Origin of the sequence: Algoriphagus sp. AK58, assembly GCF_014324365.1 — a bacterium.
GTDB lineage: Bacteria > Bacteroidota > Bacteroidia > Cytophagales > Cyclobacteriaceae > Algoriphagus.
The window spans coordinates 87,049-113,521 of the sequence record NZ_QEIG01000007.1 but is presented as its reverse complement, the minus strand read 5'-3'; the positions used below and the strand labels follow the sequence as shown (position 1 = coordinate 113,521).

The 26,473-nt window shown below is 44.2% G+C and carries 23 protein-coding genes and 2 pseudogenes; 5 read left to right on the top strand and 20 right to left on the bottom strand.

Annotation, left to right across the window (positions count from 1 at the left end):
* Positions 1-61: 61 nt before the first annotated feature.
* Positions 62-541: a hypothetical protein gene (locus tag DDT91_RS06100; protein WP_187175261.1), complete on the bottom strand. Its 480-nt coding sequence runs from the start codon at positions 539-541 to the stop codon at positions 62-64.
* Positions 542-672: 131 nt separating this feature from the next.
* Positions 673-1,926, bottom strand: a complete 1,254-nt coding sequence (gene metK, locus DDT91_RS06095) for a methionine adenosyltransferase (protein ID WP_187175260.1) — start codon at positions 1,924-1,926, stop codon at positions 673-675.
* A 211-nt stretch (positions 1,927-2,137) separates the two neighbouring features.
* Here metK and DDT91_RS06090 point away from each other — a divergent pair, with 211 nt between their 5' ends.
* Positions 2,138-2,779: a hypothetical protein gene (locus DDT91_RS06090; RefSeq protein ID WP_187175259.1), complete on the top strand. Its 642-nt coding sequence runs from the start codon at positions 2,138-2,140 to the stop codon at positions 2,777-2,779.
* A 182-nt stretch (positions 2,780-2,961) separates the two neighbouring features.
* Here the strand turns inward: DDT91_RS06090 and DDT91_RS06085 are convergent, their stop codons facing one another.
* From DDT91_RS06085 to bshA, 17 genes and pseudogenes are all read right to left on the bottom strand, one after another.
* Positions 2,962-3,555 carry a bifunctional precorrin-2 dehydrogenase/sirohydrochlorin ferrochelatase gene (locus DDT91_RS06085; protein WP_187175258.1) on the bottom strand — a complete coding sequence of 198 codons (594 nt, stop codon included), beginning with the start codon at positions 3,553-3,555 and terminating at the stop codon, positions 2,962-2,964.
* Between the two features lie 243 nt (positions 3,556-3,798).
* Positions 3,799-4,572, bottom strand: a complete 774-nt coding sequence (gene cobA, locus DDT91_RS06080) for a uroporphyrinogen-III C-methyltransferase (RefSeq protein ID WP_187175257.1) — start codon at positions 4,570-4,572, stop codon at positions 3,799-3,801.
* Positions 4,569-6,671, bottom strand: a complete 2,103-nt coding sequence (locus tag DDT91_RS06075; protein WP_187175256.1) for a HEPN domain-containing protein — start codon at positions 6,669-6,671, stop codon at positions 4,569-4,571. Before DDT91_RS06075 ends, cobA begins: the two co-directional genes overlap by 4 nt.
* Positions 6,672-6,972: 301 nt before the next feature.
* Complete coding sequence (locus DDT91_RS06070; RefSeq protein WP_187175255.1) at positions 6,973-8,232, bottom strand: sulfate adenylyltransferase subunit 1; 1,260 nt, start codon at positions 8,230-8,232, stop codon at positions 6,973-6,975.
* 170 nt (positions 8,233-8,402) lie between these two features.
* Positions 8,403-9,299 (bottom strand): sulfate adenylyltransferase subunit CysD, encoded by an 897-nt coding sequence (gene cysD / locus DDT91_RS06065; RefSeq protein ID WP_187175254.1) that lies wholly within the window; start codon positions 9,297-9,299, stop codon positions 8,403-8,405.
* Between the two features lie 202 nt (positions 9,300-9,501).
* Complete coding sequence (locus DDT91_RS06060) at positions 9,502-10,206, bottom strand: phosphoadenylyl-sulfate reductase (protein ID WP_187175253.1); 705 nt, start codon at positions 10,204-10,206, stop codon at positions 9,502-9,504.
* Complete coding sequence (locus DDT91_RS06055; RefSeq protein ID WP_187175252.1) at positions 10,175-10,453, bottom strand: DUF2061 domain-containing protein; 279 nt, start codon at positions 10,451-10,453, stop codon at positions 10,175-10,177. The genes DDT91_RS06060 and DDT91_RS06055 overlap by 32 nt, the downstream gene beginning before the upstream one ends.
* A gap of 74 nt (positions 10,454-10,527) precedes the next feature.
* A complete protein-coding gene (locus DDT91_RS06050; protein ID WP_111394751.1) occupies positions 10,528-10,944 on the bottom strand; it encodes an Rrf2 family transcriptional regulator in 417 nt (138 codons plus the stop codon).
* 99 nt (positions 10,945-11,043) lie between these two features.
* Complete coding sequence (locus DDT91_RS06045) at positions 11,044-12,186, bottom strand: DUF4221 family protein (protein ID WP_187175251.1); 1,143 nt, start codon at positions 12,184-12,186, stop codon at positions 11,044-11,046.
* Between the two features lie 296 nt (positions 12,187-12,482).
* Positions 12,483-12,665: pseudogene (locus DDT91_RS20785) on the bottom strand (hypothetical protein); the annotation flags it as partial.
* A 19-nt stretch (positions 12,666-12,684) separates the two neighbouring features.
* Positions 12,685-12,795, bottom strand: a pseudogene (locus DDT91_RS06040) (Rrf2 family transcriptional regulator); the annotation flags it as partial.
* 257 nt (positions 12,796-13,052) lie between these two features.
* Positions 13,053-14,261: a 6-bladed beta-propeller gene (locus DDT91_RS06035; protein WP_187175250.1), complete on the bottom strand. Its 1,209-nt coding sequence runs from the start codon at positions 14,259-14,261 to the stop codon at positions 13,053-13,055.
* Complete coding sequence (locus DDT91_RS06030; RefSeq protein ID WP_187175249.1) at positions 14,258-14,455, bottom strand: hypothetical protein; 198 nt, start codon at positions 14,453-14,455, stop codon at positions 14,258-14,260. Before DDT91_RS06030 ends, DDT91_RS06035 begins: the two co-directional genes overlap by 4 nt.
* 358 nt (positions 14,456-14,813) lie before the next feature.
* Positions 14,814-16,700 carry a molecular chaperone HtpG gene (htpG, locus tag DDT91_RS06025; RefSeq protein WP_187175248.1) on the bottom strand — a complete coding sequence of 629 codons (1,887 nt, stop codon included), beginning with the start codon at positions 16,698-16,700 and terminating at the stop codon, positions 14,814-14,816.
* A gap of 760 nt (positions 16,701-17,460) precedes the next feature.
* On the bottom strand, positions 17,461-18,282 hold the full coding sequence (locus DDT91_RS06020; protein ID WP_187175247.1) for an NAD(P)-binding domain-containing protein: 822 nt from the start codon (positions 18,280-18,282) through the stop codon (positions 17,461-17,463).
* 287 nt (positions 18,283-18,569) lie between these two features.
* Complete coding sequence (locus DDT91_RS06015) at positions 18,570-19,196, bottom strand: sterol desaturase family protein (protein WP_187175246.1); 627 nt, start codon at positions 19,194-19,196, stop codon at positions 18,570-18,572.
* 128 nt (positions 19,197-19,324) lie between these two features.
* Positions 19,325-20,461: an N-acetyl-alpha-D-glucosaminyl L-malate synthase BshA gene (bshA, locus tag DDT91_RS06010; RefSeq protein ID WP_187175245.1), complete on the bottom strand. Its 1,137-nt coding sequence runs from the start codon at positions 20,459-20,461 to the stop codon at positions 19,325-19,327.
* Positions 20,462-20,631: 170 nt separating this feature from the next.
* Between bshA and DDT91_RS06005 the strand changes: the two genes are divergently transcribed.
* From DDT91_RS06005 to DDT91_RS05990, 4 genes are all read left to right on the top strand, one after another.
* Positions 20,632-21,969: a Xaa-Pro peptidase family protein gene (locus DDT91_RS06005; RefSeq protein ID WP_187175244.1), complete on the top strand. Its 1,338-nt coding sequence runs from the start codon at positions 20,632-20,634 to the stop codon at positions 21,967-21,969.
* Positions 21,970-22,277: 308 nt separating this feature from the next.
* Complete coding sequence (locus DDT91_RS06000; protein WP_187175243.1) at positions 22,278-23,441, top strand: AIR synthase related protein; 1,164 nt, start codon at positions 22,278-22,280, stop codon at positions 23,439-23,441.
* A 205-nt stretch (positions 23,442-23,646) separates the two neighbouring features.
* Positions 23,647-24,978: a neutral/alkaline non-lysosomal ceramidase N-terminal domain-containing protein gene (locus DDT91_RS05995; protein ID WP_222718608.1), complete on the top strand. Its 1,332-nt coding sequence runs from the start codon at positions 23,647-23,649 to the stop codon at positions 24,976-24,978.
* A 6-nt stretch (positions 24,979-24,984) separates the two neighbouring features.
* Positions 24,985-25,356: a DUF983 domain-containing protein gene (locus tag DDT91_RS05990; RefSeq protein ID WP_187175242.1), complete on the top strand. Its 372-nt coding sequence runs from the start codon at positions 24,985-24,987 to the stop codon at positions 25,354-25,356.
* A gap of 2 nt (positions 25,357-25,358) precedes the next feature.
* On the opposite strand, the gene DDT91_RS05985 is transcribed toward DDT91_RS05990, so the two are convergent.
* Positions 25,359-26,189 carry a hypothetical protein gene (locus DDT91_RS05985; RefSeq protein WP_187175241.1) on the bottom strand — a complete coding sequence of 277 codons (831 nt, stop codon included), beginning with the start codon at positions 26,187-26,189 and terminating at the stop codon, positions 25,359-25,361.
* Between the last annotated feature and the right edge of the window lie 284 nt (positions 26,190-26,473).

The following is a 26,473-nucleotide window of genomic DNA, read 5'->3' as shown; positions in this document are numbered from 1 at the left end:
GCTCTGATGATCACTAAAACTCTTGTGTGGAGGTGTTCCTTTTCAGGCTTGATTTCCAAACTTAAAATCTATAAACCAAACTCGGTCCTCCTCCTGTCAAAACCAAACTCAGCTTGGCTTTATCTTCATTTGAAATCAGGTAATTATATCGGTAAATCGAGGAATTTACACGATTATACCCTTTCTTTCGCAAAGAATGGCCTACCTGACTAAGGACCAATGCAGTTGCGGAAGTAATTAGAGGTACTTGCCAGGAATTTGGTTCATCTATGTTTGCCAAGTAGTAGACTAGACCACCTGACAAGACTCCAAAAGCAGCTACTTTTAGAGAAGTACCAATCACCATTTGATTTAGACCCTCATCAAAATCTTTTTTCTCTATGGGATATTCTTTCATGAGTTGTGAAACGGAACCTCTGCTGACTTTTTCCCCCTCCACAAAGAATACCGGATTGTTAAAAAAGTTGTCCCGAAAACGAATTTCCTGTCCAAAGGCAAAATTGGCCATGACCATCAGAAACAATAATGAGAGCGCCTTCATAAAAATGGAATTTTCCTAATATAACGAAAGAAACCAGAGTCGGTTGAGATTTTCGAAAATCTCCTCCTAAAAAATTATTGTTTGGCTTATTACTCATAAAAAAGCCCCGAATCTCTCCGGGGCTTTTGATTTTAAAGACCAAATTCAGCCTTGATTTTATCCACGTAGTCTAGCTTTTCCCAAGTGAACAGTTCCACTTCTTTGGTCACAGATTCTCTGTAGGGTGAGAAGAAAGTCTTGCGGACAATCTCGTTCTTTCTTCCCATATGGCCATAAGCAGCAGTTTCCTCATAGATAGGATTCCTTAGCTTTAGACGCTGTTCGATCGCATAGGGACGCATATCGAATATTGACTCTACTTTTTTGGCAATTTCGCCGTCGGTCATATTGACTTTGGCCGTACCATAGGTATTGATATAAATCCCCATGGGCTTAGCCACACCGATTGCATAGGAAACTTGCACCAAAATCTCATCTGCAACACCTGCAGCCACCATATTTTTGGCAATATGACGGGTAGCGTAGGCTGCCGAGCGGTCCACTTTGGAAGGATCTTTTCCGGAGAAGGCTCCTCCACCGTGAGCTCCTTTTCCACCATAAGTATCTACAATGATTTTTCTGCCGGTCAAGCCAGTATCGCCATGAGGACCACCGATCACAAACTTGCCGGTTGGATTGATGTGGTAGGTGATCTCGTCAGTAAAGAGTTTCTGAAGCTCAGGCTTCAATTTCGCCTTTACTCTTGGAATCAAAATGTTGATGATATCGGATTTGATTTTTGCCAGCATGGCATCTTCCGCGTCGAAGTCATCGTGCTGGGTAGAAACTACTATCGCGTCGATACGCTGAGGCACGTTGTCATCGCTGTACTCGATGGTCACCTGAGATTTGGAATCAGGTCTTAAGTAGGTAATCTCCTTATTTTCTCTGCGAAGGGCAGCCAATTCGCGAAGGATCATGTGAGACAGATCCAAAGCCAAAGGCATATAATTTTCAGTTTCATTGGTGGCATATCCAAACATCATCCCCTGGTCTCCGGCACCTTGGTCTTCCGGATTCTTACGCTCCACACCCTGATTGATGTCAGCAGACTGTTCATGAATAGCAGAAAGAACCCCGCAGGAATTGCCTTCAAACATGTATTCACTTTTGGTATAGCCGATTCGATTGATCACGTCGCGGGCGATCTTTTGCACATCAAGATAGATGTCCGATTTCACTTCTCCTGCCAAGACTACCTGTCCGGTGGTCACGAGTGTTTCGCAGGCAACTTTGGAATTGGGATCGAAGGCCAAAAAATTATCGATCAGGGCGTCAGAGATTTGGTCAGCGATTTTGTCAGGATGACCCTCAGACACTGACTCTGAGGTAAATAAATATGCCATAAATTAGATAATTGATGCGTTTTTTAGGAAGCCCAAAATTACAGGAACTCAGGGAAATAAAAAACCGGAAAAGGGACTTCAGCCATATACTTCGAGGTTCGGTTTTTCGTTTTAAAAATTAATTTCTATTGTGAAACTGGTTGATAAATAATGGATTAGTAGTACTTTAAGGAATGCAGTTGTCTTCTGTGGGTAACCTTTTCCACCGAAAATGAAAATCGAGATCACTTCCTTCATCATGAAACTCGCTTTTTGCCTCTTCCCGATCTTGCTTTTTCTCGCTTCCTGCGAGACGGCATTCGAAATACCCAAGGAGGAACTACCCGAGCCGATTGCTAAGAAGATTCAGTGCAATCCAAAAGACATTTGCTGTTTTGACTTGACGGATAAAATTGGTTCCTATAACCTGACTTCAAAATGGGAGTTTGTGGCTTTTCAAGCTGAAAAAGGTTCTTCTTTTGACAATCTGACCTGTTTGGCTAGAACAGCAAGGTTTACGCTCAGTGGTGAGGATTATGAAAATGTCTTTAAAATTACCCTTCAACTTGGGGAAAAATCATCTCCTTTAATTGGATGTGAAGATTTGCTTGCATTCAGTTTCCGTTCGTTTGACCATCAGATTGATGGCTGTTATGAGGCTGATTCGGAAGGAAATCTGAGGATTGATTTTTCTCCAGAAAATGTGGTTTATGATCCTGGAATTGGGAATAAGACATTTCCCATCTTAGAATTTGAGAATAAAATCAAGAACAGTTTATTGGCGGTCGAGTCCTACACCATCGAGTCCAATAAGCTTTACCTGTATATGAAAGACCAAAAAAATCCAATGGTATTTTTGGCTCTCGAGGAATAGTGAAATGGTGGAAATCACATTTTATCTTCCGAAAACGTGGAAAAAATCACATAATCGGAACTTAACCTGTGATTTTCTGCCAAATTCAATAGGAGTGAATTGGTACCAAGCGCAACTGCCCAGAAGAAAATTACCCCTCACCAAGATTTCGATACTAGCTACTTGATACTAAAGTCTTGTGTCTAATGTCTTGCATCTTGTGCCTCTTTCCTCACCAAGCCTTCCGTAATCTCATTCATCGCCTTCACTTTGTACTCAAAGTCACCCTTGAGCGTAGCCCGGTAAGCATTTAGATTTTCAAGCAAATCATCGATTTCCTCCGGCAGCACTTCTTCCAACAATTGACGAAGGCGTTTGGCGGTAGTTGGAGATTTTCCATTGGTGGAAATAGCAATTTTCAGATTGCCTTTGGTTACAATACCTCCGAGGTAAAAATCACAGAGTTCTGGTGTATCGGCTACATTGACGAGCAGAAAGCGTTCCTTGGCCTCATCGCGGATTTGTCGGTTGACGGCTTTATCATCCGTCGCAGCAATCACGATATGCTTTCCGCCCAGATATTTTTCATGATACACATCTTCGATCAGCGTGACGGTCTCTTTTCCTTCGGCCAATTCCAAAAATTCCGGTCTGAACATCTTGGAGATTACTGTCACCTGAGCTTTGGGACTCGATTTAAGCAGAAATTCCAATTTCTCGGTTGCCACAAAACCCCCACCGACCAAGAGGACGTTGAGTTCGTGAACTTTGAGGAATATGGGATAGAGATGGTTCATTTTTTAAGAGTCAAGAAATTAGAGAGAAGAAGCAAGACTGATTCAGATACAATTGAAATACATTAGAAATAAGCTCGACTTCGTCGACCGAAATATTTTGGTTGAGACTGTATCTCGTGAGGCGTAGCCGCACCTATTTCGACGAACGAAGTGAGTTTTATTTCGCAAAGCGTATTTCACCAAAGGCCTATTTCACCGAGCACCGCGAGGTATATTTCCATGGTATTTCACAAAGGAAATTTTCTACCGCATTTCCATTTTCACCACTTCCCGATACACCTCGGCCAATCTCATACTTTCCCTCACGACTTCTCCAACAATGATCACCGCAGGGGCTTCGACTTGGTTTTCCAATGCCTTTTGCTCGATATCATGGATAAAACCGGCCGTGATTTTTTCTTCTCGGGTGGTTCCGCTTTGGATGATCGCTACAGGTAAATGGGCCTTACCTACCTTTCGATAGGTTTCTACGATTTCTCCCAATTTTTTGGTACCCATCAGGATCACCACCGTAGCTGTCGACTGAGCCGCAAGTGCCAAGTCTCGGGAAAGTTCACCCGCTGTAGTGGTCCCTGTCACTACCCAGAAACTTTCGGAGATGCCACGTTTCGTAACCGGAATTCCTGCATTGGCCGGAACAGCTATCGCCGAAGTTATTCCGGGAACCACGGCCGTGGGAATACCAAAGGCCTCGATGTACTCGATTTCTTCTCCTCCCCGACCGAAGACGAAAGGATCTCCACCTTTCAAGCGAACCACGTGTCCATGTTTTCGGGCGAGTTCGACGCAGAGTTGATTGGTGTCTTCCTGAGGAGTGCTGTGCTTGCCCACTCGTTTTCCCACGAAAATCTTCAAGGCAGTAGCCGGCGCATGCTTCAGTAACACCGGATCAATCAAGGCGTCATACAAAACCACATCGGCGGTATTCAGCGCCAGGATTCCTTTCAAAGTCATCAGTTCCGGATCACCGGGACCTGCACCGACTAGGGTCACTTTGGGATTAATCGACGTTCTCATGCCTCGACCTCCTCTTCCCGATAGGTTTTCAGCAGGCTATAGATCTCCATGGCCTCTTTAGCGTAAGCTTTGGCAAACTCCTCAGTTGGTTCGTGCTGATTGATCTGATAAACCTTTTCGGCAAAGGTGCCTTCCAGCTGGATTTTGCCGGTTTCTACAAACTTTTCATCAAACAAGCTGATAATATTCGCATAGCTATTCGTGCTCACATCTTCGCTGAGCAAAAGGGCCTTTGCGGCATTGATCAACCCCGCATAGTGATGGTAGATGCTATCGGACCAGCGACCTTGTTCGAGGGCTTCCTGACCATGATCGAGTTTTTCCAGAGCTTCCAAAAGCAAAGTCGCCACCAAGTCAATAACCACTCCGGCACATTCACCAACACCCACAGCTACTTCATAGGCCTCCTGATGTCCCCAATCCACTGAATCCGACTCCGTCACCGTGGAAGCATCGCTGAGATCCTTCAGCAAATCATAGAAATACATCTGCCCCTGCTGATCGTAATAGCTGAGAAAGTCTTTTCCACCTGCATTTTTCTCAAAATCATCAAGCAATACCCGCAGTGCCTGAGGCCCGCGACGGCTGGGAACTTTAGTCACTTTGTCGGCAAATCGGCCGTTGCCATCGCCTAGATTTCCTCCACCCAAGAGTACTTGAAGGGCAGGAATGACGGTTTTACCCGCTTTCATGGACATGCCTTGGAAGCCAATATGCGCCATATTGTGCTGTCCGCAGGCATTCATGCACCCGGAAATCTTGATGACCAAATCTTGGTTTTTAAGATACTGTGGATATTCCTGCTCGATGACTTTTTCCAATTCCTTGGCAATTCCCGTCGAGCTCGCAATGCCCAAGTTGCAGGTATCGGTACCCGGACAAGCAGTGATGTCCCCGAGGGAATTGTATCCTCGCTTGGCGAGGTTGATTTTTTTCAATTCCTGATAAAAAAAGGGCACCAGGTCCTCCCGCACATCGCGGATCAAAATATTCTGTCGAAGGGTAAAACGCACTTCTCCGGCAGCATACTTTTCCACCAAATCAGCCAAAGGTCTGGCTTGATCCAGGTAAAAATCCCCTAAAGGCACGCGAACCCCAATGGAAACGTACCCAGCCTGCTTTTGCGGCAGCACATTGGTTAGCTTCCACAGTTCGAAATCCAATCCCAAATCAGCTTGATTGATCTCGACGGAGGGTGGATTTGGAAGGCTTTTTCCAAGCTCATAGTTTTCAAAATCGAGGGGAAAGCTCTTGAACGGAAGTGCTTTTTTCTCTTTTTCTACCAAATCCAAAAACGCCTCCAAGCCGATCTCTTTGATCAAAAACTTCATCCGAGCCTTGTTTCTTCTTGCCCGCTCTCCATGTCGGTCAAAAATCCGCAAGACTGATTCGATGAACGGAATCAGCTGATCGGTCTCCAAAAACTCCGTGATCAAATCGGCATGGCGTGGCTGCGAACCCAGTCCTCCACCCAAAAGCACTTTGAACCCTCGAATTTGATTTCCATCGACTTCTTTGACTTTTGGGATAAAGCCCAAATCGTGCATATAAGCCAAACCGGTGTCTTCATCGGAGGAAGAAAAAGCCATTTTGAACTTTCGTCCCATCTCTTGGCAGACCGGATTTCTCAAAAAATAACGGAAGGTCGCATCGGCATAGGGCGTTACATCAAACGGTTCCTTTGGATCGATACCGGCAGTCTCCGAAGCGGTGACATTTCTTACCGTATTTCCACAGGCCTCTCGAAGTGTAACATCATCCTTTTCCAACTCTGCCCAAAGCTGAGGAGTTCTATCCAAGCTCACAAAGTGAATCTGAATGTCCTGACGGGTGGTGATATGAAGACGACCGATGGAATATTCCTCCGAAACCTTGCAAATGCGCCGTAATTGCGCAGAAGTAGCCCGTCCATAAGGGAGCTTGATTCGCACCATTTGCACGCCCTGCTGCCGCTGTCCGTAAACTCCACGAGCAAGGCGAAGACTTCGGAATTTTTCCTCATCGATTTTTCCTTCCCGGAAAAGGGCGATTTTGCGCTCCAACTCGATGATATCCCGTTCTACTATGGGATTCTCCAGTTCTGTTCGAAAGCTTTGCATAGGCTAATTTTTTCCCTATAGGGATAATAGGTTTAAGGTTATGAGAAAAAGCCAAGACCAAGGTCAGGGCTGGTTTTTTTTAGTTCGATGTTCAAAGTTCAGCGTTCAACATTCGACATTTTAAAATTTAGAATATCGAATGTCGAACAACGAATAATGAATATCGAAGTCTAGAGTCTTGATACTTGATACTAAAGTCTTGTTACTCTTTTCCCCCGTGAGTGTCCTCACTCACGGAAAAGATCAAGAAACTACATAAGTATCTATCGAAGTCTTATATCTAGCGTCTAGCCTCTAGCATCTACTCAATAAATCCCACCGACACCGTATCAAAAGTCCCCTCATCGATCAGGATAAAGGCTCCGTTTGACTTGGACTGGTGATAGGAATCGAAATGAATCGGCTTACTGAGTCTGAAATGCACCTTGCCAATATCATTTAATTTCAGTTGCTCAGCCTCTTCGGTTCCTGAGAAATCCGTATGGATTTTAGCTTCGATCTGATCGACTTTGGCCAAAACCCGGTTAATGCCATGCTGCAGGATATATTTCCCTCCGACTTTCAAGGCTTTGCTGTTGACTTGGCAAATGGTGGCTGAAATTGATTTTTCGCTACTTGGAGCTTCCCCACTTTTCACGATCATATCGCCGCGACTGCAGTCTACTTCATCCGCTAGCGTAAGTACGATAGAGGAACCCGGAGCAGCACTTTCCAACTCCTGATCAAAGAAGTGGATGCTTTTGATGGTGGATTCATTTCCTGATGGCAGCACTGTAACTCGATCACCAACTTGAAGGGTGTTACCATAGAGCTTTCCAGAAAAGCCTCTGAAATCATGGTAGGCCTCGGTTTTGGGACGGATGACCAACTGCACCGGAAATCTCGCTGCGGCACTTTCCTGCAAATCCTCAGGCTCCAGTACCTCCAAGTGATCCAGTAAGGTATTTCCCACATACCATGGCATGTGTTCAGACTTTCGGGTCACATTTTCTCCCTTCAAAGCGGACAAAGGAATAAAAGTGATCTGCTCCTCAGTAAAGTCACTTTTACCGACCAAGACATCGAAATCTGCCTTGATTTTCAAAAACACATCTTCACTATACTCCACCAAATCCATCTTGTTGATCGCAACCACCACATGGCTGATACGAAGAAGATTGCTGATGAAAAAGTGGCGGTAAGTCTGCTCGATCACGCCTTTGCGGGCGTCGATCAGGATGATGGCTACCTGCGAAGTAGAAGCTCCTGTCACCATGTTTCGCGTGTACTCCACATGTCCGGGAGTATCCGCTACGATGAAGTTGGTCTTATCGGTATTGAAATAAATATGAGCCACGTCGATGGTGATACCCTGCTCGCGCTCCGCAACCAGGCCATCAGTGGCTAGTGAAAAGTCCAGGTAATCGTATCCCCGCTGCTTGCTGCTGCGCTCGATGGCCTCGATCTTATCTGTGGTCAGGGAATGCGTATCGTAAAGCAATCGCCCAATCAAGGTGCTTTTGCCATCATCCACCGAACCAGCGGTAGCGATTTTGATGAGTTTTCTGCCTTGTATGTCCATTTTTTCTTCTTTTTGAAATACGGTGGAAATAGGTTGAAATAAGCCTCACTGCGTTCGGCGAAATACTATCCTCAGTTTAACCGAGTATTTCGTCCCGCTTGCGGGAATTATTTCTATCGTATTTCCTAATTATTAAGATTGCTTCGGTCGTTCCTCCCTCGCAATGACGCCTAGAAGTATCCGACCTTCTTCCTCGTCTCCATCGCTGCCTCCGATCGCTTGTCGTCGATACGGGCACCGCGCTCGGAAATGGTAGATTCCCGGATTTCAGCTACTACATCATCCAAGGAAGTCGCTTCTGAAAGTACAGCTGCAGTACAGGTCATGTCGCCAACAGTTCGGAATCTGACCATTCGTTCTACCACCTCTTCATGGGCTTCGCGGAAGACATGTTCATTCGCAGTCCAGATCAAACCATCCCTGAAAAAGACCTCACGCTTATGGGCAAAGTAGATACTTGGAATCGCAATATTTTCGGTGCGGATATATTCCCATACATCCAGTTCAGTCCAGTTTGAAATCGGAAACACGCGGACATTTTGGCCCACATGGATTTTACCATTGAGCATGTCGAATAGCTCAGGACGCTGGTTTTTTTCATCCCACTGACCGAAGTCGTCTCGGACGGAAAACACGCGCTCTTTGGCTCGGGCTTTCTCCTCATCCCTTCTTGCACCACCGATGCAAGCGTCAAACTTAAACTCTTCGATTGCATCTAGAAGCGTAGTCGTCTGAAGCGTATTTCGGCTGGCATAACGACCGCGCTCTTCTCGAACTTTGCCTTGGTCGATGGAGTCCTGCACGTTTCTCACGATCAGTTCCAGTCCCAATTCTTTGACCAGCCAATCCCTGAATTCAATGGTCTCAGGGAAATTGTGCCCGGTGTCCACATGGAGGAGAGGGAAAGGGATTTTGGCAGGGAAAAAGGCCTTTTGAGCCAGCCTCACCAAGGTAATCGAGTCTTTTCCCCCGGAAAAAAGCAGAACCGGACGCTCAAACTGCGCCGCTACTTCCCTCAGGATGTAGATGGATTCTGCCTCTTTGGGGTTAGGTATAAATAGGTTCATAGGAAATACGATTTTTATTTATGCGCTTGGCCGTCATTGCGAGGGGCCAAGCTGATACTTAATCCATTTTTAATTTTCTAGCGGCCCCGAAGCAATCTCAGCCACTATTTTCCTGATTTGGAGACTGCTTCGTCGTGCCTCCTCGCAGTGACGTCAACTCGAAGTCTTTGTGTCTAATGTCTTGTGTCTAAAATCTTGTGTCTTATTTGGCATGCAACCCACACTCCTTCTTCGAATCCTCCCACCACCATCTGCCGGCTCGGGCATCTTCACCGGGAAGAATCGCTCGTGTGCAAGGTGCGCATCCGATGCTGATAAATCCCTGATCATGGAGCGGATTGTACGGAATCTTGTGCTCGGAAATATAGTCGATCATTTGATCAAAGGTCCAATCCAATAGCGGATTGTATTTAATGATCTGATTGGCCTCATCCCACTCGATCCGCTTCATCTCACTCCGGTTGGCACTTTGCTCGGCTCGCAGTCCGGTTACCCAAACGGCATTCCCTGCCAAAGCACGCTTCAAAGGCTCCACTTTTCGGACAAAGCAGCAGGATTTCCGGTTTTCAACTGACTCATAGAACCCATTGATCCCGATGTCAGCAACCAATCTTTCAACCGAAGCCGTCTCCGGGTAGTAAACCTTGATCCGGGTTTTGTATTTGCTCTCAGTTCTGGACAATAGCTCCAGGGTCTCCGGAAACAGTCTTCCGGTGTCCAAAGAAAAGATCTGAATAGGCAAGTTTTGAGAGGCAATCAATTGCGTAATGACCTGATCCTCCTGGCCCAAAGAGGTCGAAAACACCACCTTATCTGGGAATAGTTCAGCGATCAAAGCCAAACCAGCACCAGCGCTCACACTAGCAAGCTGAGATTCAAGATCGAACAAGTTCTGTGGCTGGCTCATTAGATTTTTCTTTGGTTACATTTTCCCAAACCCGCTCGTGCAGGTAGTAAAGAAGGATTTTTGATACTACTTCCACCGAACCTATGGATACCGCCATCACCAACTGTCCTGTAACGAAGTAAGAAATCACAATCGTATCGAAGGTACCGACGATTCTCCAGGAAATCGACTTCAGCAAGCTTTTAGCATTGCTGTCCTTTCCGGGCTTGGAGGAGAAGAGCTTTTTGGCGAATGAATCTAAAATCATAAAGGCTAATACGGGATGGAAAAGCAAAAGTATATATTCCCTATGTTTTTTATAGGGTAAATAGACAAAAATTTTTATTCTCCCTCTAAAATATCCTGTAGGGTTTTGTTTTCCAGTATTTTAAGAGTCTCATCACGAACTTGAGCCATAACTTTGTTGATTCCACAATGGGACTCATCCTTGCATTCGGCACAGGGTTCGTAATAGTTGAGACTGACGCAGGGAAGCAGGGCAATAGGCCCGTCGAGCAGTCGAATAACCCGGGAGAGCGGAATGTCTTTGGGTTCTTTGATCAGGTAGTAGCCACCGCCTTTTCCCTTTTTGCTGCCGAGGTAGCCGGCCTTTCGGAGTTCTAGGAGGATATTTTCGAGAAACTTATGCGAAATGCCATGTTCTTCAGCAATATCCTGAATCAGGACAGTCTTATTTTCCCGATGCTTACCGAGGTAAGTGAGGGCATGCAGGGCGTACTTGGTCTTTTTGGAAAGCATGATCAAAAATAGCCGAAAAATCGGAATAGCCTAGTACGGGAGTGGGGAGATAAACCCTCCAACAGTTCAAAATCTTTAGAGAGATAGGTAGTATTTAAATCATTTCATCCCCTGATCCAATTTGATCAAATCTCCTTTGATCCAGTTCTCGTCATCTTGATTTGCTCCATTGTAGCTGATCCAAAGCCCTTCTGAAGTCACAAAGGAGAATCCGACGTTGTACACATTTTCTTTAGGGAGAAAAAGATGATCCAACACCTGAAGCTCTTTGTCCAAAACAGTAACACAAATGGTATTGTAATTGACATAATGAAAGTCCGACTCTGTGGCATTTGGCCTTGGTGGGCTACTCAGTCGATAATACAGATTCCGATAGGGGTCAAAGTAGATTTTATAGTAAAATGGATTCTCCTTCATAAAGTCCTGTTTTTGCTCTGAGCTCATAGGATCAAAAGGAATATCATCTGCCTTTACTTTATCCCAAGGAGGATTAACTTCAGCTGAAGTTACTTTCTGGGTTTGGAAATCGTATCGGAAAACAAACGGACTACCGGAAAAGAGGTAAGTAAATCCCGATTTATCTACCATGCCTGAAGTCAAAAACAACTTGCTGAGGTCCAATTTTTTATCCCAATACTGCTCAGGCAGGTGAATCGGTAAGGATTTGGATTTTCCGCTCTCCAAAGAATAGGCAGCAAAGATTCGTTTCTTTTCCGGCTGATCGAAGGGCATGAAATAGAGTAGTATTTCCTGTTGAGAAGGATCATACAGAATCTGGGAAGCAAACTCCAAGGAAGGACTATTGGAATAGACCTTATCTTTTTCCTCTGTAGGAAAGCTTGACAGGAAGTCAGTGTACCTATTTTTCAATTCGCCTTTGGAGTTGACCAGCGCTACAGAAAAATTTTCCTCTGATAGAAAAATGGAATCCCGATTATGAAAATAAAAGGCTCTGATGTCATTGACTGCATTTGGACCCTCACTATGCAAATGAAGGCGGCCAACAAGCGAATCGACGCCCAAATCCACCACCTCTACCGAATGGTGAAAAGCATTAAACAGCAAAAGTGAATCATTTCGGACTTGGTTGAAAAAGTAAAACTGAGCTAGGGAATTTCCTGTGGAAATGAATTTGGGTTCTATAGAAATGCTCAAGCTTCTTTCTGAATTCTCAGGTACTGGAGAATTGCAGGAAGTAAGGCCCCAAAAAAGCCAAAGGAACAATTGCAAAGTGCTTTTCATCTAATAGTCAAAGAGAATCAAAAGGTATACTTTGGGTCAACCGATATAAATGGAATGATTATAATGTTGAAGTAAAAATAGCAGTGAAACTTTATCTTGCCTACACTAGTAGATAATGAAAAAATCCCCGACCAAGGCCGGGGATTTGGAAAACCTTTGAGGTTTTGGGAACATCGAAGTTTCCAAATAAAACCCTTCGACTCTAGTCACACTGAGCGGAGTCGAAGTGTCAGGGTGAAAAAAGACTTTCGGGTACCGATGGCTATCCAGATTAGAAACCTCAAAGGTCTCTCACATCAAATCATCTCCACACTTCGCTTCACAAAGGAAGTCAGGTCTTTGCCAGTCAGAAGACCTTGAGAAAGCAAGTCTAAATCAAATGCCTGTTTTGCCAGTCGCTCTTTTTCCTCTTCAGACTCAGCTTTCAGTACTTTATCTACCAGACGGTGGTTACCGTTGATCGCGAACTTGTAACTGTCAAATACTTTTTAAGTGAGTACTAATCCCGTACACCTCAGCAATGTCCTGAATCAGGACAGTCTTATTTTCCCGATGCTTACCGAGGTAAGTGAGGGCATGCAGGGCGTACTTGGTCTTTTTGGAAAGCATGATCAAAAATAACCGAAAAATCGGAATAGCCTAGTACGGAAGTGGGGAAATAAAAATCCCCGATGGTTCGCCGGGGATTTGGAAAATCTTTGGGTTTTTAAAACCCTTAAGGTTTAAGTAAATATCAAAACCTTCGAGGTCTTTGAGACTTCAAAGGTCTCTCACATCAAATCATCTCCACACTTCGCTTCACAAAGGAAGTCAGGACATTGCAGCAAGGCAATCATTATAAATGTAGATCTTCTCTTTAGAGAAAATCAATTATTAAACTTTGATTTAACTTTAGCAAAAGCAAGAATAAAATTTTCTTCTGTAAGATTTGATGAGTTTTCATTCAAAAAATGATTTAAATTGGATTTCAACCCAGGTTTATTTTTTATCTCATTCAAATTGCTCATCGACATAAATTTGCTGGTATTCATTAAATAAACTACTTCTTTTCCAGTTGAAGACCACGGCATCTCATTCAAAGGAGTGAAATCTAAATCATTAACTAAATTTTTTCCTTTGTAGGACTGAGAAAACTCTTGATTGAATAGGATATATTCTTTATTTTGGTCATTCCTTCTAATATAGATAATATAATTTTTGTCTAAAACAAGAAAGGATGTGATACTCTCAACTAATCCATTTTCTTCGGAATAATCAAAATGATCAATACCTTCACCTAATTTAAATCTATCCTCGAACTTAAAATTTTTAATTCCAAAATCAAAGACATATTGGGTATCAAGAAATCCCAATGAATCAAATTTCAAAACACTATAATCATTAGGCAAATTAAAATACACTTCCATATCCTTGTTGGATTGAAATCCTACAGGATCGCTAAAGATGTTATTAATCAAGTATTCTGGCCGTAGAATGTACGGATTTACCTCGTGAGCAGTTTTTCTTAATATTCTAAAATCAAATTCAGGATCATTATTTAAATAATATAAATTGAAATTGTTTCCCTTATAAAACATTGCTCTTTTAAACACATTAGCTTTTTCCAATAGAAATTGACCTGTTAAACTAAAGGCCACCTCTTTTTTTAGTACCCCATCTTTAATCCAAATGGTATCACGGTTTATAGAAAAATCGTCCATTGTAAAGAATTCATTGGGACCTTTTCCTGTACTATTTATCCGGTATTGAAAATTTCCTTTTTGATCATAGGCAAAAATTGAATTATGAAATGCGTCTCTAATATAAATTAAATTTTTATAAAATTTAACTTTATAAGGATCGGCTAAGAAATTGATGGAATCTGGCTTCAATAATACATAATAAATACTATCATATAAATCAGATAATTTACCCTCTTTAAATGAATCCAAATCAATTTCGATATTGATTACCTCATTTCTCCTTCTTTCTAAATCTTTAACTTCACAGGAAATCAATAACAGCAGTGATAGAAGCAAAAGTCTAATTTGGGAGGAATTAAATTCCTCCCAAATATTAAAATTCAACTTATTCATGCACAACCTTTAATATCACCACAACCAAGGTAATCATGTGGTTCACACACGGTCTTAATCTTTCCATCTGGGCAGCGGCGTTGCTCAGGTGATTCTCTGGGCCCTCCTTCATCTCCTGGTAAAGAGGCTTGACCAAAAACTTGTGAAGACGTAACTAAAGCGAACGCCAAAACAATGAATGCAATTTTTCTCATGATTTCTAAATTTTTAAAGTTTAACAAATTGATTAAAAAGCCCGCCGCGCGTAGAACTTGAACTAAACATACCTGCCCAAGTTCAAATTGTCAAACCTTTAACTAAAGAAATTTCATTTACATAACTAACTAACTGATTTTCAAATAGAAAACTTCTTTTTGAAATCTATAACTAATTTTTATATATCTATTAATCAGTCTATTAGACCACTTTTTCCTTTTGAAATCTTGCATTTTTGTATACAAAAAAAATCCCCGACTGCTCGCCGGGGATTTGGAAAACCTTTGAGGTTTTTGAAGCCTCGAAGGTTTAAAGTTATATAAGACCTTTGGGGTTTTTTAAAACCCCAAAGGTCAGTTAGATCATCTCCACACTTCGCTTCACAAAGGCAGTCAGATCCTTGCCGGTCAGCAAGCCCTGAGACAACAAGGCCAAATCGAAGGCCTGCTTGGCTAGTTTCAGTTGGGCTTCTTCCCCTTCCGCTTTTAGGATTTTGTCCACGACGGGATGGTTGCCGTTGATGGCGACTTTATAGCTGTCGGGCAGGCTGCCGTAGAAGCTCATCGGTCCGCCTCCGGTCTGCGCCATATCTTTCATACGACGCATCCACTCTTCCATGGTGATGGTCACGGGCATTTCCTCAGGACTCAAGCCTTCGATCTCCACGCTGTAGTTTTTGTTGTTGATCGCCTTTTCGAAGAGTTCCTTCACGGATTTGCTCTGATCTTCGGTCAGGAGATTGGCATAGGTGGAGTCTTTTTGGATGAGCTTTTCCACCACATCGGCATCCACACGCTTGAGTTGCGTCTTCTCGATCTTAGTCTCGATGTGCTGAATAAAGTGGCTGTCGATCGGAGAGTCAAGCACGAGTACATCGTAGTCCTTTTTATTCGCTGAGTCGATGAAGCTATCCTGCTTGTTGATGTCGGTGGCGTAAAGGAAAATAGTTTGTTCGTTCTTATCAGTCTGAATTGCCTTTACCTTGTCACGGTATTCGTCTAGGGTGAAATACTCGTTTTTGGTGTTTTTGAGCAGGGTAAATTCTTTTCCTTTTTCGTAGAATTTCTCCTCGGAGATCATGCCGTACTTCACAAACAGGCCAATGTCATTCCACTTTTCTTCATAGGCCTTGCGGTCTTTTTTGAAAAGTTCGGACAGCTTGTCGGCTACTTTCTTGGTGATGTAGTTGTTGATTTTCTTCACGTTGCCATCGGCCTGCAGGAAGCTTCGGGATACGTTGAGCGGAATGTCCGGAGAATCAATCACCCCGTGAAGCAGCATCAAAAATTCCGGCACGATGTCTTTCACCTCATCGGTGATGAATACCTGACGGCTGAAAAGCTTGATTTTATTGCGCTGAAGCTCGAATTCATTCTTCACTTTCGGGAAATATAGCACCCCGGTCAAGTTGAACGGGTAGTCCACATTGAGGTGAATCCAGAAAAGCGGATCCTCGCCCATCGGATACAGACTCTTGTAGAATGCGAGGTAATCTTCGTCCTTCAGGTCGCTCGGAGATTTGGTCCAGATTGGGGAAGTGGTGTTGATGATGTTGTCCACCTCCACAGACTTCCACTTCTTGTTTCCGTCCTTGTCCACACCATCTTCTACGGATTCGCTTTTGGTGCCAAACTTGATCGGCACAGGAAGGAACTTGCAGTATTTGTCCAAGATGCCCTGAAGCTTCCACTTGTCCAGGAATTCTTCAGATTCTTCGTTGATGTGGAGAATCACATCGGTACCACGCTCCTTTTTCTTTCCTTTCTTGATTTCAAATTCGGTGCTGCCATCGCAAGTCCAAATGGCTGGTTCTGCGCCGTCCTGATAGGAAAGCGTGTGGATTTCCACGTTTTTGGCTACCATAAAGGCGGAATAGAAACCCAAACCAAACTTGCCGATGATCTCATTGGCGTCTTTGGCGTCTTTGAATTTCTCCACAAATTCAGTCGCGCCGGAGAAGGCGATTTGATTGATGTACTTTTTGATCTCCTCTGCGGTCATCCCAAGACCTTTGTCAGAGATGGTGATGGTTTTCTTTTTCTCATCAAAAGAAACATCCACCGTGATGTCTCCCAACTCGCCTTTATACTGACCTAGAGTGGCCAGTCTCTTGATTTTCTGCGTAGCGTCTACCGCATTGGAAACAAGCTCACGAAGGAAAATCTCGTGATCGGAATAGAGGAATTTCTTGATAATCGGGAAAATGTTCTCGGTATGGATCGAGATCGTGCCTTTTTCCTGCATGGTATAAATCGGTTTAGTAGTTACAAAATGTTGACGAAGTGAGCCTATCAATGCCCGTTCCAAGTGTAAAAAAGTGACAAGATGGCATTTGAAGGTTGCCACAAAGACACGAAGGCAGAAGGTAAAAGTGATCAGAAAGCAGTTACAGTTGGCAGAATAGAAAAAGAGATATGTTGCACGAGATACCATAGAAATAGGCTCCCTGTGGTCGCGAGATACCCCAGCAGGCGATATCATTAAAAATATCTGCACAGCTTCTTTTAATCGGTAAAGATGAAGTCAGAAAGCTGAAAAAAGAGTAAGCAGATAGCAGTCGCAGTAGGCAGAATTCGTAAAAAGATAGGTTGCACGAGATACAATAGAAATAAGCTCCCTGCGGTCGCGAGATATCCCAGCAGGCGATATCATTAAAAATATCTGCAGAGCTATCTTTTAATCTGTAAAGTTGAAGTCAGAAAGCTGAAAAAAGAGTAAGCAGTAGGCAGTCGCAGTTGGCAGAATAGAAAAAGAGATATGTTGCACGAGATACCATAGAAATAGGCTCCCTGCGGTCGCAAGATTGGATGGAGATAGTGTGGTTGAGAGATGTTTCGCGAAATAAAACGTAGACAGGATGAATGAAATACCGTGGAAATAAGCCCTCCTTGGTCGGGCGAAAAAAGAGAAATAACTACCTAGAAAATTCAAGTCCAGAGGAGCTAGTGACAAAAATATTTCGCTACCGCAGGTAGCTTTATTTCAAAAGTATTTCAACCGTGTTTCAACTGTATTTAAACTCCAAAGGATCCGGAAATTCAAACTCAAATCCAGAATTCAAAATCTTTCCGGAATCAATCAATCGGTCTTTGCCTTCCGGTTCGTGTTGGTAGCTGGCAGGCGGGACAATGCCGAGATCTAGGGCGTTTTTCTCGTAAATCTCTTTTCTCAGCGGATGAATAGGTGCCACGCCATTGAAGATCTCATTCCAAAGTTCTTTTTCCATCACCCAAGCCAGCATCCGCACAGCATCTTGACGGTGGATAAAATTGACCCGGGTATGGCCTGCCACGTTTTCTTTTCCTGAAAAATACTTCCCCGGAATCCGGTCCTCTCCCATCAATCCTCCAAAACGTACAATGCTCAAGTCGTATTTTCGGTCCTTTTCCATCAGTTGCTCCGCACGAAAAATCGTGTCGTTCCCTGTATTTTCAATTGAAAGAGGAAAATCCTCTGCGTATTTTTCCTCAGATGTCAATTCCGGATAAATTCCTGTACTCGAGACAAAAATCACTTTCTGAATAGGGGAATTGTCGATTAAGTTTTTGAAATACTTGATTTGCTCCAAGTGAAAAGCCCCATTTCCAATGCGGGTACGGGGAGGTATATTGACCACCAACACCTCAGATTGAAAAAGTAAATTAAACCCAACTCCCTCAGGATGAGGATTGAGGGTAAATCGGATGGCTTGGAGTCCTTTTTGGCTGAGTTTTTCCTGTTTTTCGGCAGAAGTCGTTGAGCCTAGGACTTGAAAGCCTTTTTCCAGAAGGTGAGACCCCAAAGGCTCCCCTATCCAGCCTAGTCCAATGATGGATACTGTTGTCATATTTCAAGTTTTGCCACAAAGACGCTAAGGCAAAAAGATGGGGTATTAGTTATTAAGCTGCTGGATTTTAAGTTGTTCGAGGTTCGAAGTTCGGTGTTCAGGGTTCTGTCAATCTTCGATATTCGACTTTCGAAGTTCGATATTCATCGTTTTTAAATTTCGGATGAAGAACATCGAATAATAAATTTCGAAGGATTCCTTTCAAAATCCATTTTCTAGAATTCTTAGTGTCTTTGAGTCTTCGTGGCCCAAAGGAAACAAAAAACCTCCCCGAAGGGAGGCTTGGTTTAGTCTTTTTTCGGCATGGTGCCCAACAAGTAGTCCCAAAGTGGAGAGCTCACCCCAAAGGAGGTATCCGGATCTTTGTAGTGATGGATGGCATGATTTACCCAAAGTGCCTTGAAGAAATTTTTTGGAGGATTGTAGGCATGTACGATGTAGTGTACTCCCAAATAAGCGGCATAGCCTATCAGAAACCCGGGAAGGAAATACAAGGCATAATCTCCCATAATCAGATTAAACACCAAATAGAAAATCGCAGCATAAGCAGCACTTACAAAAGGAGGCATGGCCAACCGGTCTTTGTCTTTTGGATAATCATGATGTACTCCATGAACGGTATATTGTAGTTTATCCTTGAGTGGAGTATCAGGTTCCATGTGGAAAAAATGCTTATGCATCATGTACTCTACAAAGGTGAAGGCAAACAACCCTGCCAATAACACCAACAATCCTACACCCAAACCTATCGCTGTGGTGGTCAACGCATAGTAAAATGATACAGAGGATATCGCAAAAAACAGCGTAATCGGAACCATTATGTGGGTTCTTGAGATTTTCTCAAGTATTGGATTAGAGAACATCTTGGCAGAACCAAAGTTGTCTGGCTTATCCAATCTTCCAATCTTTTTCATGCTCGTAGTTGGTTTAACAGTTGCTTGCATTTTTCCAATATTTTAATTCCCATCGATAAACTGCAGCGCAAAGGTAAGGGTTTCACAAAAACCAAAGAATATTCTTTCAACTGATTTAGGTCATTAAATCAGACTGTACTCCACGTAGTCGCAATGGTTTTCTCATAATATGCGACGTATTTGGGAAGAATTTGATCTATGTCAAATTCTTTTGCACGAGCCAATGCGCGCTCTTTAAAACCAGGCAGATTTTCATCAGCCAAAATAAACTTGGCCTTTTGGGTCATAGCCTCTACATCACCCACCTCACAGGCAAATCCGGTAATCCCATCCAAGTTAAGCTCAGGAATTCCTCCTGCATTGGAAGAGAGAACAGGAACCTCACAGGCCATGGCCTCCAGGGCTGCCAATCCAAAACTTTCTTTCTCAGAAGGCATTAAAAACAAATCCGCCACGGAAAGCACTTCTTCCACTGCTTCCAATTTACCGAGGAAACGAATGTCATCACAAGTGCCCAAAGTACGGCAAAGTCGTTCCATTCGGTCTCGTTCAGGTCCATCGCCTACCAACAGAAGCTTGGCGGGTATTTCCTTTCGGATATTGTAAAAAACCTGTATGACATCTTCTACCCTTTTTACCTTTCGGAAGTTGGAGGTATGAACCAACAGCTTTTCGCCATGAGGACAAATAGCAAGCTTGAAATGTTCTTTTCGTTGCTTTTTAAATCGCTCCAAATCTATGAAGTTGGGAATCACCTCGATCTCCCTTTTGATATCAAAGTATTCGAAAGTTTCCTTTTTCAAGTCTTCAGAAACGGCTGTCACCCCATCGGATTGATTGATAGAGAAAGTCACCACGGGTTCGTAACTCGGATCTTTCCCAACCAAAGTAATATCGGTACCATGTAATGTCGTCACCACAGGGATATGAATCCCTTCAGTCTTGAGAATCTGCTTAGCCATGTAAGCAGCCGAGGCATGTGGAATGGCATAATGAACATGTAGCAGATCTAAGCCTTCATATTTCACCACGCTGACCATTTTACTGGCCAGGGCAAGCTCGTAAGGGGCAAATTCAAAAAGCGGATAGCTTTTGATATCCACTTCGTGATAGAATAGATTTTCGCTAAAAAAATCCAACCTCATGGGCTGCTTATAGGTGATGAAATGAACCTCGTGGCCCACTTTGGCAAGACCTTTTCCAAGTTCGGTGGCCACTACACCACTCCCACCAAAGGTGGGATAACAGACAATACCTATTTTCATTGATAGCCGGGATAAGGCAGTTTCGACTTCTAACACGCTTCAGCCGTGTTTTTGTTCAAAATAAAAGATTTTTATGCTTCGATTTCCGAATGAAAGTATGTTGCAAGGATGAATCAGGCTTTTTGCATGTCAAAATCCTGCTTAATTTACCGAAGATTTACAGTTTATCTATGCAAAAAAAACTTCTACTCTTTAGCCTTTTGGCGGCACTTTGGGCCTGTCAACCCACTTCCGCACCAAACACGGAAACCCAGCAAAAAATTGATCCCGTAACCTATTGGGGGGAAAATCCCTGGCCGGAAATCCGAAAAAAACGAATCAACCAACTCCTTCCCACAGCGCTGAAAAACGCGGGAGTGGACGTGTGGCTGGTCGTGTGTAGGGAAAATTACAACGATCCTATCGCTACCCATGTAGGTGGTGAAAATGCCAGCGGCACGGCTGCTTTTTTATTTTACAATGACGAAAGTGGCTTCCACTCCTTAGTATTCTCCCCAGAAGGAGAAGCCACTGCACTGGATGACTTGGACATTCATGAAAAGGTAGAGCGAGTACCTAGAGGAGAATCTGCCCTGGCAAAAGCCGTGGATTTCATCAAATCCAAAGGCTTCCAGAAAGTAGCCATCAACACCTCATCCAGCAATGAAATGGCTGACGGGATTACTCACAGTCAGTACCAAGAACTTGCCTCGTTGATGGGTTCGGATGAAAAAAAGTTGATTTCCTCTGATGAATTGGTCTACGAATGGCTCTCCATTAAGCTTCCTGAAGAAGTAGAAATCCTAACCAAAGCTGCCCAATTGGCTTCCGATTTCCAGCATGAAGCTTATGCGATGATTGAACCCGGAAAAACTACCGACGCGGACGTAGCCAAATTCCTCAAAGCCAAAATGGCGGAGTATGGTGTCACTGACGCTTGGCATCCCGACCAAAATCCCAACGTAAACTCAGGTCCAGACCGTGGTCATTCCCATGCCACAGACAAAGTCATCATGCCCGGTGATGTCATTCAGACCGATTTTGGAGTAAAGCTCTATGGAATCTGGGTGTCAGACATCCAGCGATTTGCCTATGTCTTGAAGGAAGGAGAGACTTCCGCGCCTGCTGACATTCAGAAGTATTGGGAAAATGGAAAAGCCGGTAGCCGTGCCGCACTTGGTGCGATGAAGCCCGGTGTCAAAGGCGAAGATGTAGACCGTGCACAGCGTGACCTGATGGATGCAGCAGGTTCGCTCTATGTACCATGGAGCACCGGTCATCCGGTAGGCTATGTGGCCCATGACGTGGGTCCAAACTTGGGAGGCGCACGACTTCCTCAACCTAGACCAGCAGCACAAAAACTGCTCAAAGAAGGAATGGTCTTCGCTTTTGATGGATTCCACTGCTGGAAGCAACCTGATGGTACAGAAAAAACCATCTCCGTTGAAGAAATGGCCGTCGTGACTGCGGATGGCGCAAGATACCTGATTAGCCCTCAAGAGGATTTGATCTTGGTAGGGAAAAAGTAATACTGGAAAGATCGAAAAGGCTGGGCAACCGGCCTTTTTTGATTTAAAATGCTTCGACTTTGTTGTGCACAAATTTACGGTTGACGATTTACCACATTAAAAGGGTATTTGATCCTTTCGAAGGTTCTCGAAGTTTTGAAATTCTCAATTAAAAAATCTGTGCAAACTATAGCATAGAAGACTGGTGTAATATCTTGTTTCTAAAGTCCAAGGTCTTTGAAGAAGCTCCAATCCCACAATTTTCAAATATTTCCCTCTTTCAATTTCTCAATTGGCTACCTTTGCCCCAACCAAATCTTTCCTCCGCTATGAACGAGCGCTACATGCAGCGCGGTGTTTCCGCATCCAAAGAAGACGTCCACAACGCGATCTCCAAACTGGACAAAGGCCTTTTCCCCAAGGCTTTCTGCAAAATCGTCGAAGACACCCTTGGCAACGATCCGGATTTCTGCAACATTATGCATGCGGACGGAGCGGGTACCAAATCCTCTTTGGCTTATCTCTATTGGAAAGAAACCGGTGACCTTAGCGTGTGGAAAGGCATCGCCCAGGACGCCATTATCATGAATACCGATGACCTGCTCTGCGTAGGCGCGATCAATAATATTTTGGTTTCATCCACGATAGGAAGAAACAAAAATCTCGTACCGGGCGAAGTCATTTCCGCCATCATCCAAGGCACCGAGGAAGTCCTCCAAATGCTACGTGACAACGGGGTAAATGTCGTCTTGACAGGAGGTGAAACTGCTGACGTAGGTGACCTAGTACGCACCATCATCGTGGACAGTACAGTGACCTGCCGCATGCGCAGGGACGAAGTCATCTCCAATGACAAAATCCAAGCAGGAGATGTGATCGTAGGACTTGCTTCTTTTGGTCAAGCCAAGTACGAAACCGAATACAACGGCGGCATGGGAAGCAACGGTCTTACGTCGGCCCGTCACGATGTTTTCAACAAGGTCTTGAAAACTAAGTATCCCGAAAGCTTCGATCCATCTGTTCCGGATCACCTAGTCTACACCGGCAAGTACAACCTTACCGACCCTGCACCAGGCGCACCGGTGAATATGGGTAAATTGGTCCTGTCCCCAACCCGAACCTACGCACCTATCATGGTGGACGTGCTGAATTACATGCGTCCGAATATACATGGCTTGGTACACTGTTCCGGAGGAGCACAGACCAAGGTACTGCACTTTGTAGACAATGTCCATGTGATCAAAGACAACTTGTTCGAGACTCCTCCTTTGTTCCGAATTATTCAGGAAGAAAGCGGCACGGATTGGAAGGAAATGTACAAAGTCTTCAACATGGGCCACCGTATGGAAGTATATCTGGATGAGCGATACGCAGAGGAAATCATCGACATCGCCGAATCCTACGGAGTCGAAGCTCAAATCATCGGCCGAGTGGAACCTCACGAAGGCAAAAAAGTCACGATTCAGAGTTCGCATGGGACGTTTGAGTACTGACCTGTTCGGAGTTCAGAATTCGAGGTTCGGAGTTCGTCGTTCAAGGGTCGAGTTGATATCCGCGAGTTAGGCCACTCTTAGGGCACCGAGGTTAGAGATTCAAGTTCACTTTTAAAAGTTCAAGGAGATTTGATTTCCGCGATAATATCTGAAGTACAAGCAAGTGTTTTAAATCTAAAATCGTCATTCGTAAATCGTAAATCCCTTGTCTCGCCTACTTAAATTTCTTGCCTACTTCCTCGGAGTGATTCTTTTGATCGCAATAGCCACGATCACGACAGTAGACCGAAGTCCGATTGCTGAGCAAGATTTTTACCGGGAAACCTTCAACAGACTTTCGACCACGCCTTGGCAAGGTTCGGAAGGAGAAATCTGGCTTGCAGGCTGGGCCAAAGCCAATGTCACCCCACCCAAACCTGTGGATCTCGTGGGCTACGCCCCGAGAGGACCTTATGAGTTTGTCCAAGATTCCAGCTTTGTCAAAGCCATCACCCTAAGCAATGGCAAAACCCGGATCGCTTGGCTCAATTTTGAATTGCTGATCGTACATCCTGCCTTGGCCGAGGCAGTAGAAGCAGGAATCAAGAAAATCGGACTTCCCACAGATCAGGTCATTTTTACTGCAACACATACCCATTCAGGCTTGGGTGGCTATATGCCCGGACCTGTAGGGGAATTGGCATTTGGGGGATTTGACCAAAAAATGGTAGATCTTTTGGTAGATAAAAGTGTTTTGGCACTTCAGAAAGCAGTGGCTTCTGAGGATTCAGCCTCCATGAGCTTTCGCAAAACCAAAGCCGCTGATTTCGTCTCCAACCGATTTGTCAAAGACGGACCGTATGACCCTTTTGTGCGTCAAGTCATCTTCACCAAAAAGGATGGAAAAAAGGCAGTTTTCTTTACCTATTCCGCCCATGCCACCTGCCTCAGCTCGAAGTTCATGGGACTTTCGGGAGATTATCCCAAATACCTCACCCAAAAGATGGAGGAGCGAGACTATGACTTTGCACTTTTTGCAGCGGGTACAGTGGGAAGCCATCGACCACAATCCAGAGGAAATACCCCCGAAAAAGTAGAAGAATACGCTGCGGCACTGGACTCTGTCATTTGGCTGCGTATGACCAATTTTGCCTCCAACAAAATTCCGAGAATCCTACACTCAAGATGTGACATTTCCCTTCGGGAGCCCCATCTGAGAATCTCGGACGGGTTGAGAATCAGGCCTTGGGTATTCAACTACCTGGTCGGTGACACCAACGCACATTTGGACATCACTCAGGTGGGACGGATTTTGTTCATCGCCTCCAGTGGGGAATTGTCCGGAGTCTTCTATGAAGAGTGGGAAAAGCTTGCCGACCAGCATGGACTCAAATTAATCGTTACTGTATTCAATGGGGGCTATATCGGCTACATCACTCCCGATGAACTCTATGACGAACACTTTCATGAAGTGAGGGAAATGAACTGGTATGGCCCTGGAAACGGATCCTATTTCGACCAACTCATCCGCACCATCATCACCAAAGCCGGAAAATAATTCCCCATGCTAAAAAGTATATTTACCTTCCGTTGCCCCCGCTGCCGCAAAGGAAACCTGTTTCAAAGCGGAAGTATCCTTCGCCCGGGAAGTCTCTTTAAGATGCATTCCCACTGTCCTCATTGTGAGCAATCTTTCGAACCCGAACCCGGATTCTATTTTGGGGCCATGTTTGTCAGCTATGCGATCAATACGGCACTATTTATTGCAGCTTGGGTGGCTTTGACCATTGTTTATCCCGATTACTCTTTGACGGTATTGCTAAGTCTATTGACTGCCGTGGTACTCTTGGGTTTACCCCTGACGTATCGGTTAAGCCGATCGATTTGGCTGGCCATTTTTGTCAGATTTGATCCTGATGCTTCGCAAAAAAGGTAAGCTCAAAGTAGAAAGAGCACCCAAGGGATCCAAAAAGCCAATTCCATTCGTTGCCTTTTCTGATGAACAGCTAAGCCATTTTGGAAAAAAGTAAGGTAATGGACTAATGCCATCAGGAGCACGACACAAGAAAACGGGCGATAAAACGAAGGCAATAGGATAAATGCCCCTAAGGAAAGAAAAATAAGGCCAAAAGATAGCTGACGGATAAGTTGGATGATTTTTAGGGTAGGCATCGTGCTAGCCACCGAAAAAAAGCCTGACTTCATATCCTCGTCCCGATCCAAAAAGGAAAGCATCAACAGATTCAGAAAAGCCAGCAACATATATCCTGGCAAAAAAAGTAGAGAAACCCAGGTAATGTCCACTGACTCCGCCCTAAGAAGTGGCAGCCAAACAATCCCGACTACGTAAAAAACCGCAATCGAAAATTCCTTCATCCAGCCGGGACCGTTTTTTCGGATCATCACCCGACTACCCACAATCAAAAGCGCTAAAATGATGGTCAGTTGAAGTTCTTTCCCCCATCCAAACCAAGCAAAAGCTCCGACAGCACCACCAATAGTGGCCACTCCAAGCAAAATCCAGAGGGTCTTTTGAAGCTTTTTGTGAAAAACCCGACGAGGTGCTAATGTATGGGGAAGGTTTCGCACATCGATCAGATGGTCCAGGGTATAGATACTCCACACGGCCAAAGCTAGCAGTGCATAGGCCGGCCATTGTAAACTGGCGTGAAAAAGCTCCATGAAGAAATACATCCCTGCCATCGCTCCGACTACCACGTCAAGTGAAAGCCAGGAAAGGTTTTGAAGCATCTTTTGCAAAAAGGCCATGGACGAAATTACGAGGGAATTTTAAAAAGTGAGGGATTGCCACAGACTTGTCTTCCAAAAAGGGAGATGCACATATATTTCTTTTGGATTTTCGTATCTGCAATTATTAAACAAATACCTCATAATCCTTTTTCCTTGATCATTGAATCTGAAGATTGTTCATTGCCAAGGTTCCCATTTCATTGCGCTGGAATCGAGTTTTGTTTTCCAAATCAAAATCGGAATCCAGCGCTGCATTCTAACTTTCTAATTCAATCCCGGGGTTGAAACTCCGGGCCATTTTG

Bases quoted from the DNA above. Each gene is read 5' to 3' on its own strand.
- DDT91_RS06050 (WP_111394751.1), bottom strand. From the start codon at position 10,944: ATGCTTTCCAAAAAGACCAAGTACGCCCTGCATGCCCTCACTTACCTC.
- DDT91_RS06035 (WP_187175250.1), bottom strand. From the start codon at position 14,261: ATGAATAAGTTGAATTTTAATATTTGGGAGGAATTTAATTCCTCCCAA.
- metK (WP_187175260.1), bottom strand. From the start codon at position 1,926: ATGGCATATTTATTTACCTCAGAGTCAGTGTCTGAGGGTCATCCTGAC.
- DDT91_RS06075 (WP_187175256.1), bottom strand. From the start codon at position 6,671: ATGCAAAGCTTTCGAACAGAACTGGAGAATCCCATAGTAGAACGGGAT.
- htpG (WP_187175248.1), bottom strand. From the start codon at position 16,700: ATGCAGGAAAAAGGCACGATCTCGATCCATACCGAGAACATTTTCCCG.
- DDT91_RS06045 (WP_187175251.1), bottom strand. From the start codon at position 12,186: ATGAAAAGCACTTTGCAATTGTTCCTTTGGCTTTTTTGGGGCCTTACT.
- DDT91_RS06015 (WP_187175246.1), bottom strand. From the start codon at position 19,196: ATGAAAAAGATTGGAAGATTGGATAAGCCAGACAACTTTGGTTCTGCC.
- DDT91_RS06005 (WP_187175244.1), top strand. From the start codon at position 20,632: ATGCAAAAAAAACTTCTACTCTTTAGCCTTTTGGCGGCACTTTGGGCC.
- bshA (WP_187175245.1), bottom strand. From the start codon at position 20,461: ATGAAAATAGGTATTGTCTGTTATCCCACCTTTGGTGGGAGTGGTGTA.
- DDT91_RS06060 (WP_187175253.1), bottom strand. From the start codon at position 10,206: ATGAGCCAGCCACAGAACTTGTTCGATCTTGAATCTCAGCTTGCTAGT.
- cysD (WP_187175254.1), bottom strand. From the start codon at position 9,299: ATGAACCTATTTATACCTAACCCCAAAGAGGCAGAATCCATCTACATC.
- DDT91_RS06020 (WP_187175247.1), bottom strand. From the start codon at position 18,282: ATGACAACAGTATCCATCATTGGACTAGGCTGGATAGGGGAGCCTTTG.
- DDT91_RS06030 (WP_187175249.1), bottom strand. From the start codon at position 14,455: ATGAGAAAAATTGCATTCATTGTTTTGGCGTTCGCTTTAGTTACGTCT.
- DDT91_RS05985 (WP_187175241.1), bottom strand. From the start codon at position 26,189: ATGGCCTTTTTGCAAAAGATGCTTCAAAACCTTTCCTGGCTTTCACTT.
- DDT91_RS06100 (WP_187175261.1), bottom strand. From the start codon at position 541: ATGAAGGCGCTCTCATTATTGTTTCTGATGGTCATGGCCAATTTTGCC.
- DDT91_RS05990 (WP_187175242.1), top strand. From the start codon at position 24,985: ATGCTAAAAAGTATATTTACCTTCCGTTGCCCCCGCTGCCGCAAAGGA.
- DDT91_RS06000 (WP_187175243.1), top strand. From the start codon at position 22,278: ATGAACGAGCGCTACATGCAGCGCGGTGTTTCCGCATCCAAAGAAGAC.
- DDT91_RS06055 (WP_187175252.1), bottom strand. From the start codon at position 10,453: ATGATTTTAGATTCATTCGCCAAAAAGCTCTTCTCCTCCAAGCCCGGA.
- DDT91_RS06090 (WP_187175259.1), top strand. From the start codon at position 2,138: ATGAAAATCGAGATCACTTCCTTCATCATGAAACTCGCTTTTTGCCTC.
- DDT91_RS06085 (WP_187175258.1), bottom strand. From the start codon at position 3,555: ATGAACCATCTCTATCCCATATTCCTCAAAGTTCACGAACTCAACGTC.
- DDT91_RS06070 (WP_187175255.1), bottom strand. From the start codon at position 8,232: ATGGACATACAAGGCAGAAAACTCATCAAAATCGCTACCGCTGGTTCG.
- cobA (WP_187175257.1), bottom strand. From the start codon at position 4,572: ATGAGAACGTCGATTAATCCCAAAGTGACCCTAGTCGGTGCAGGTCCC.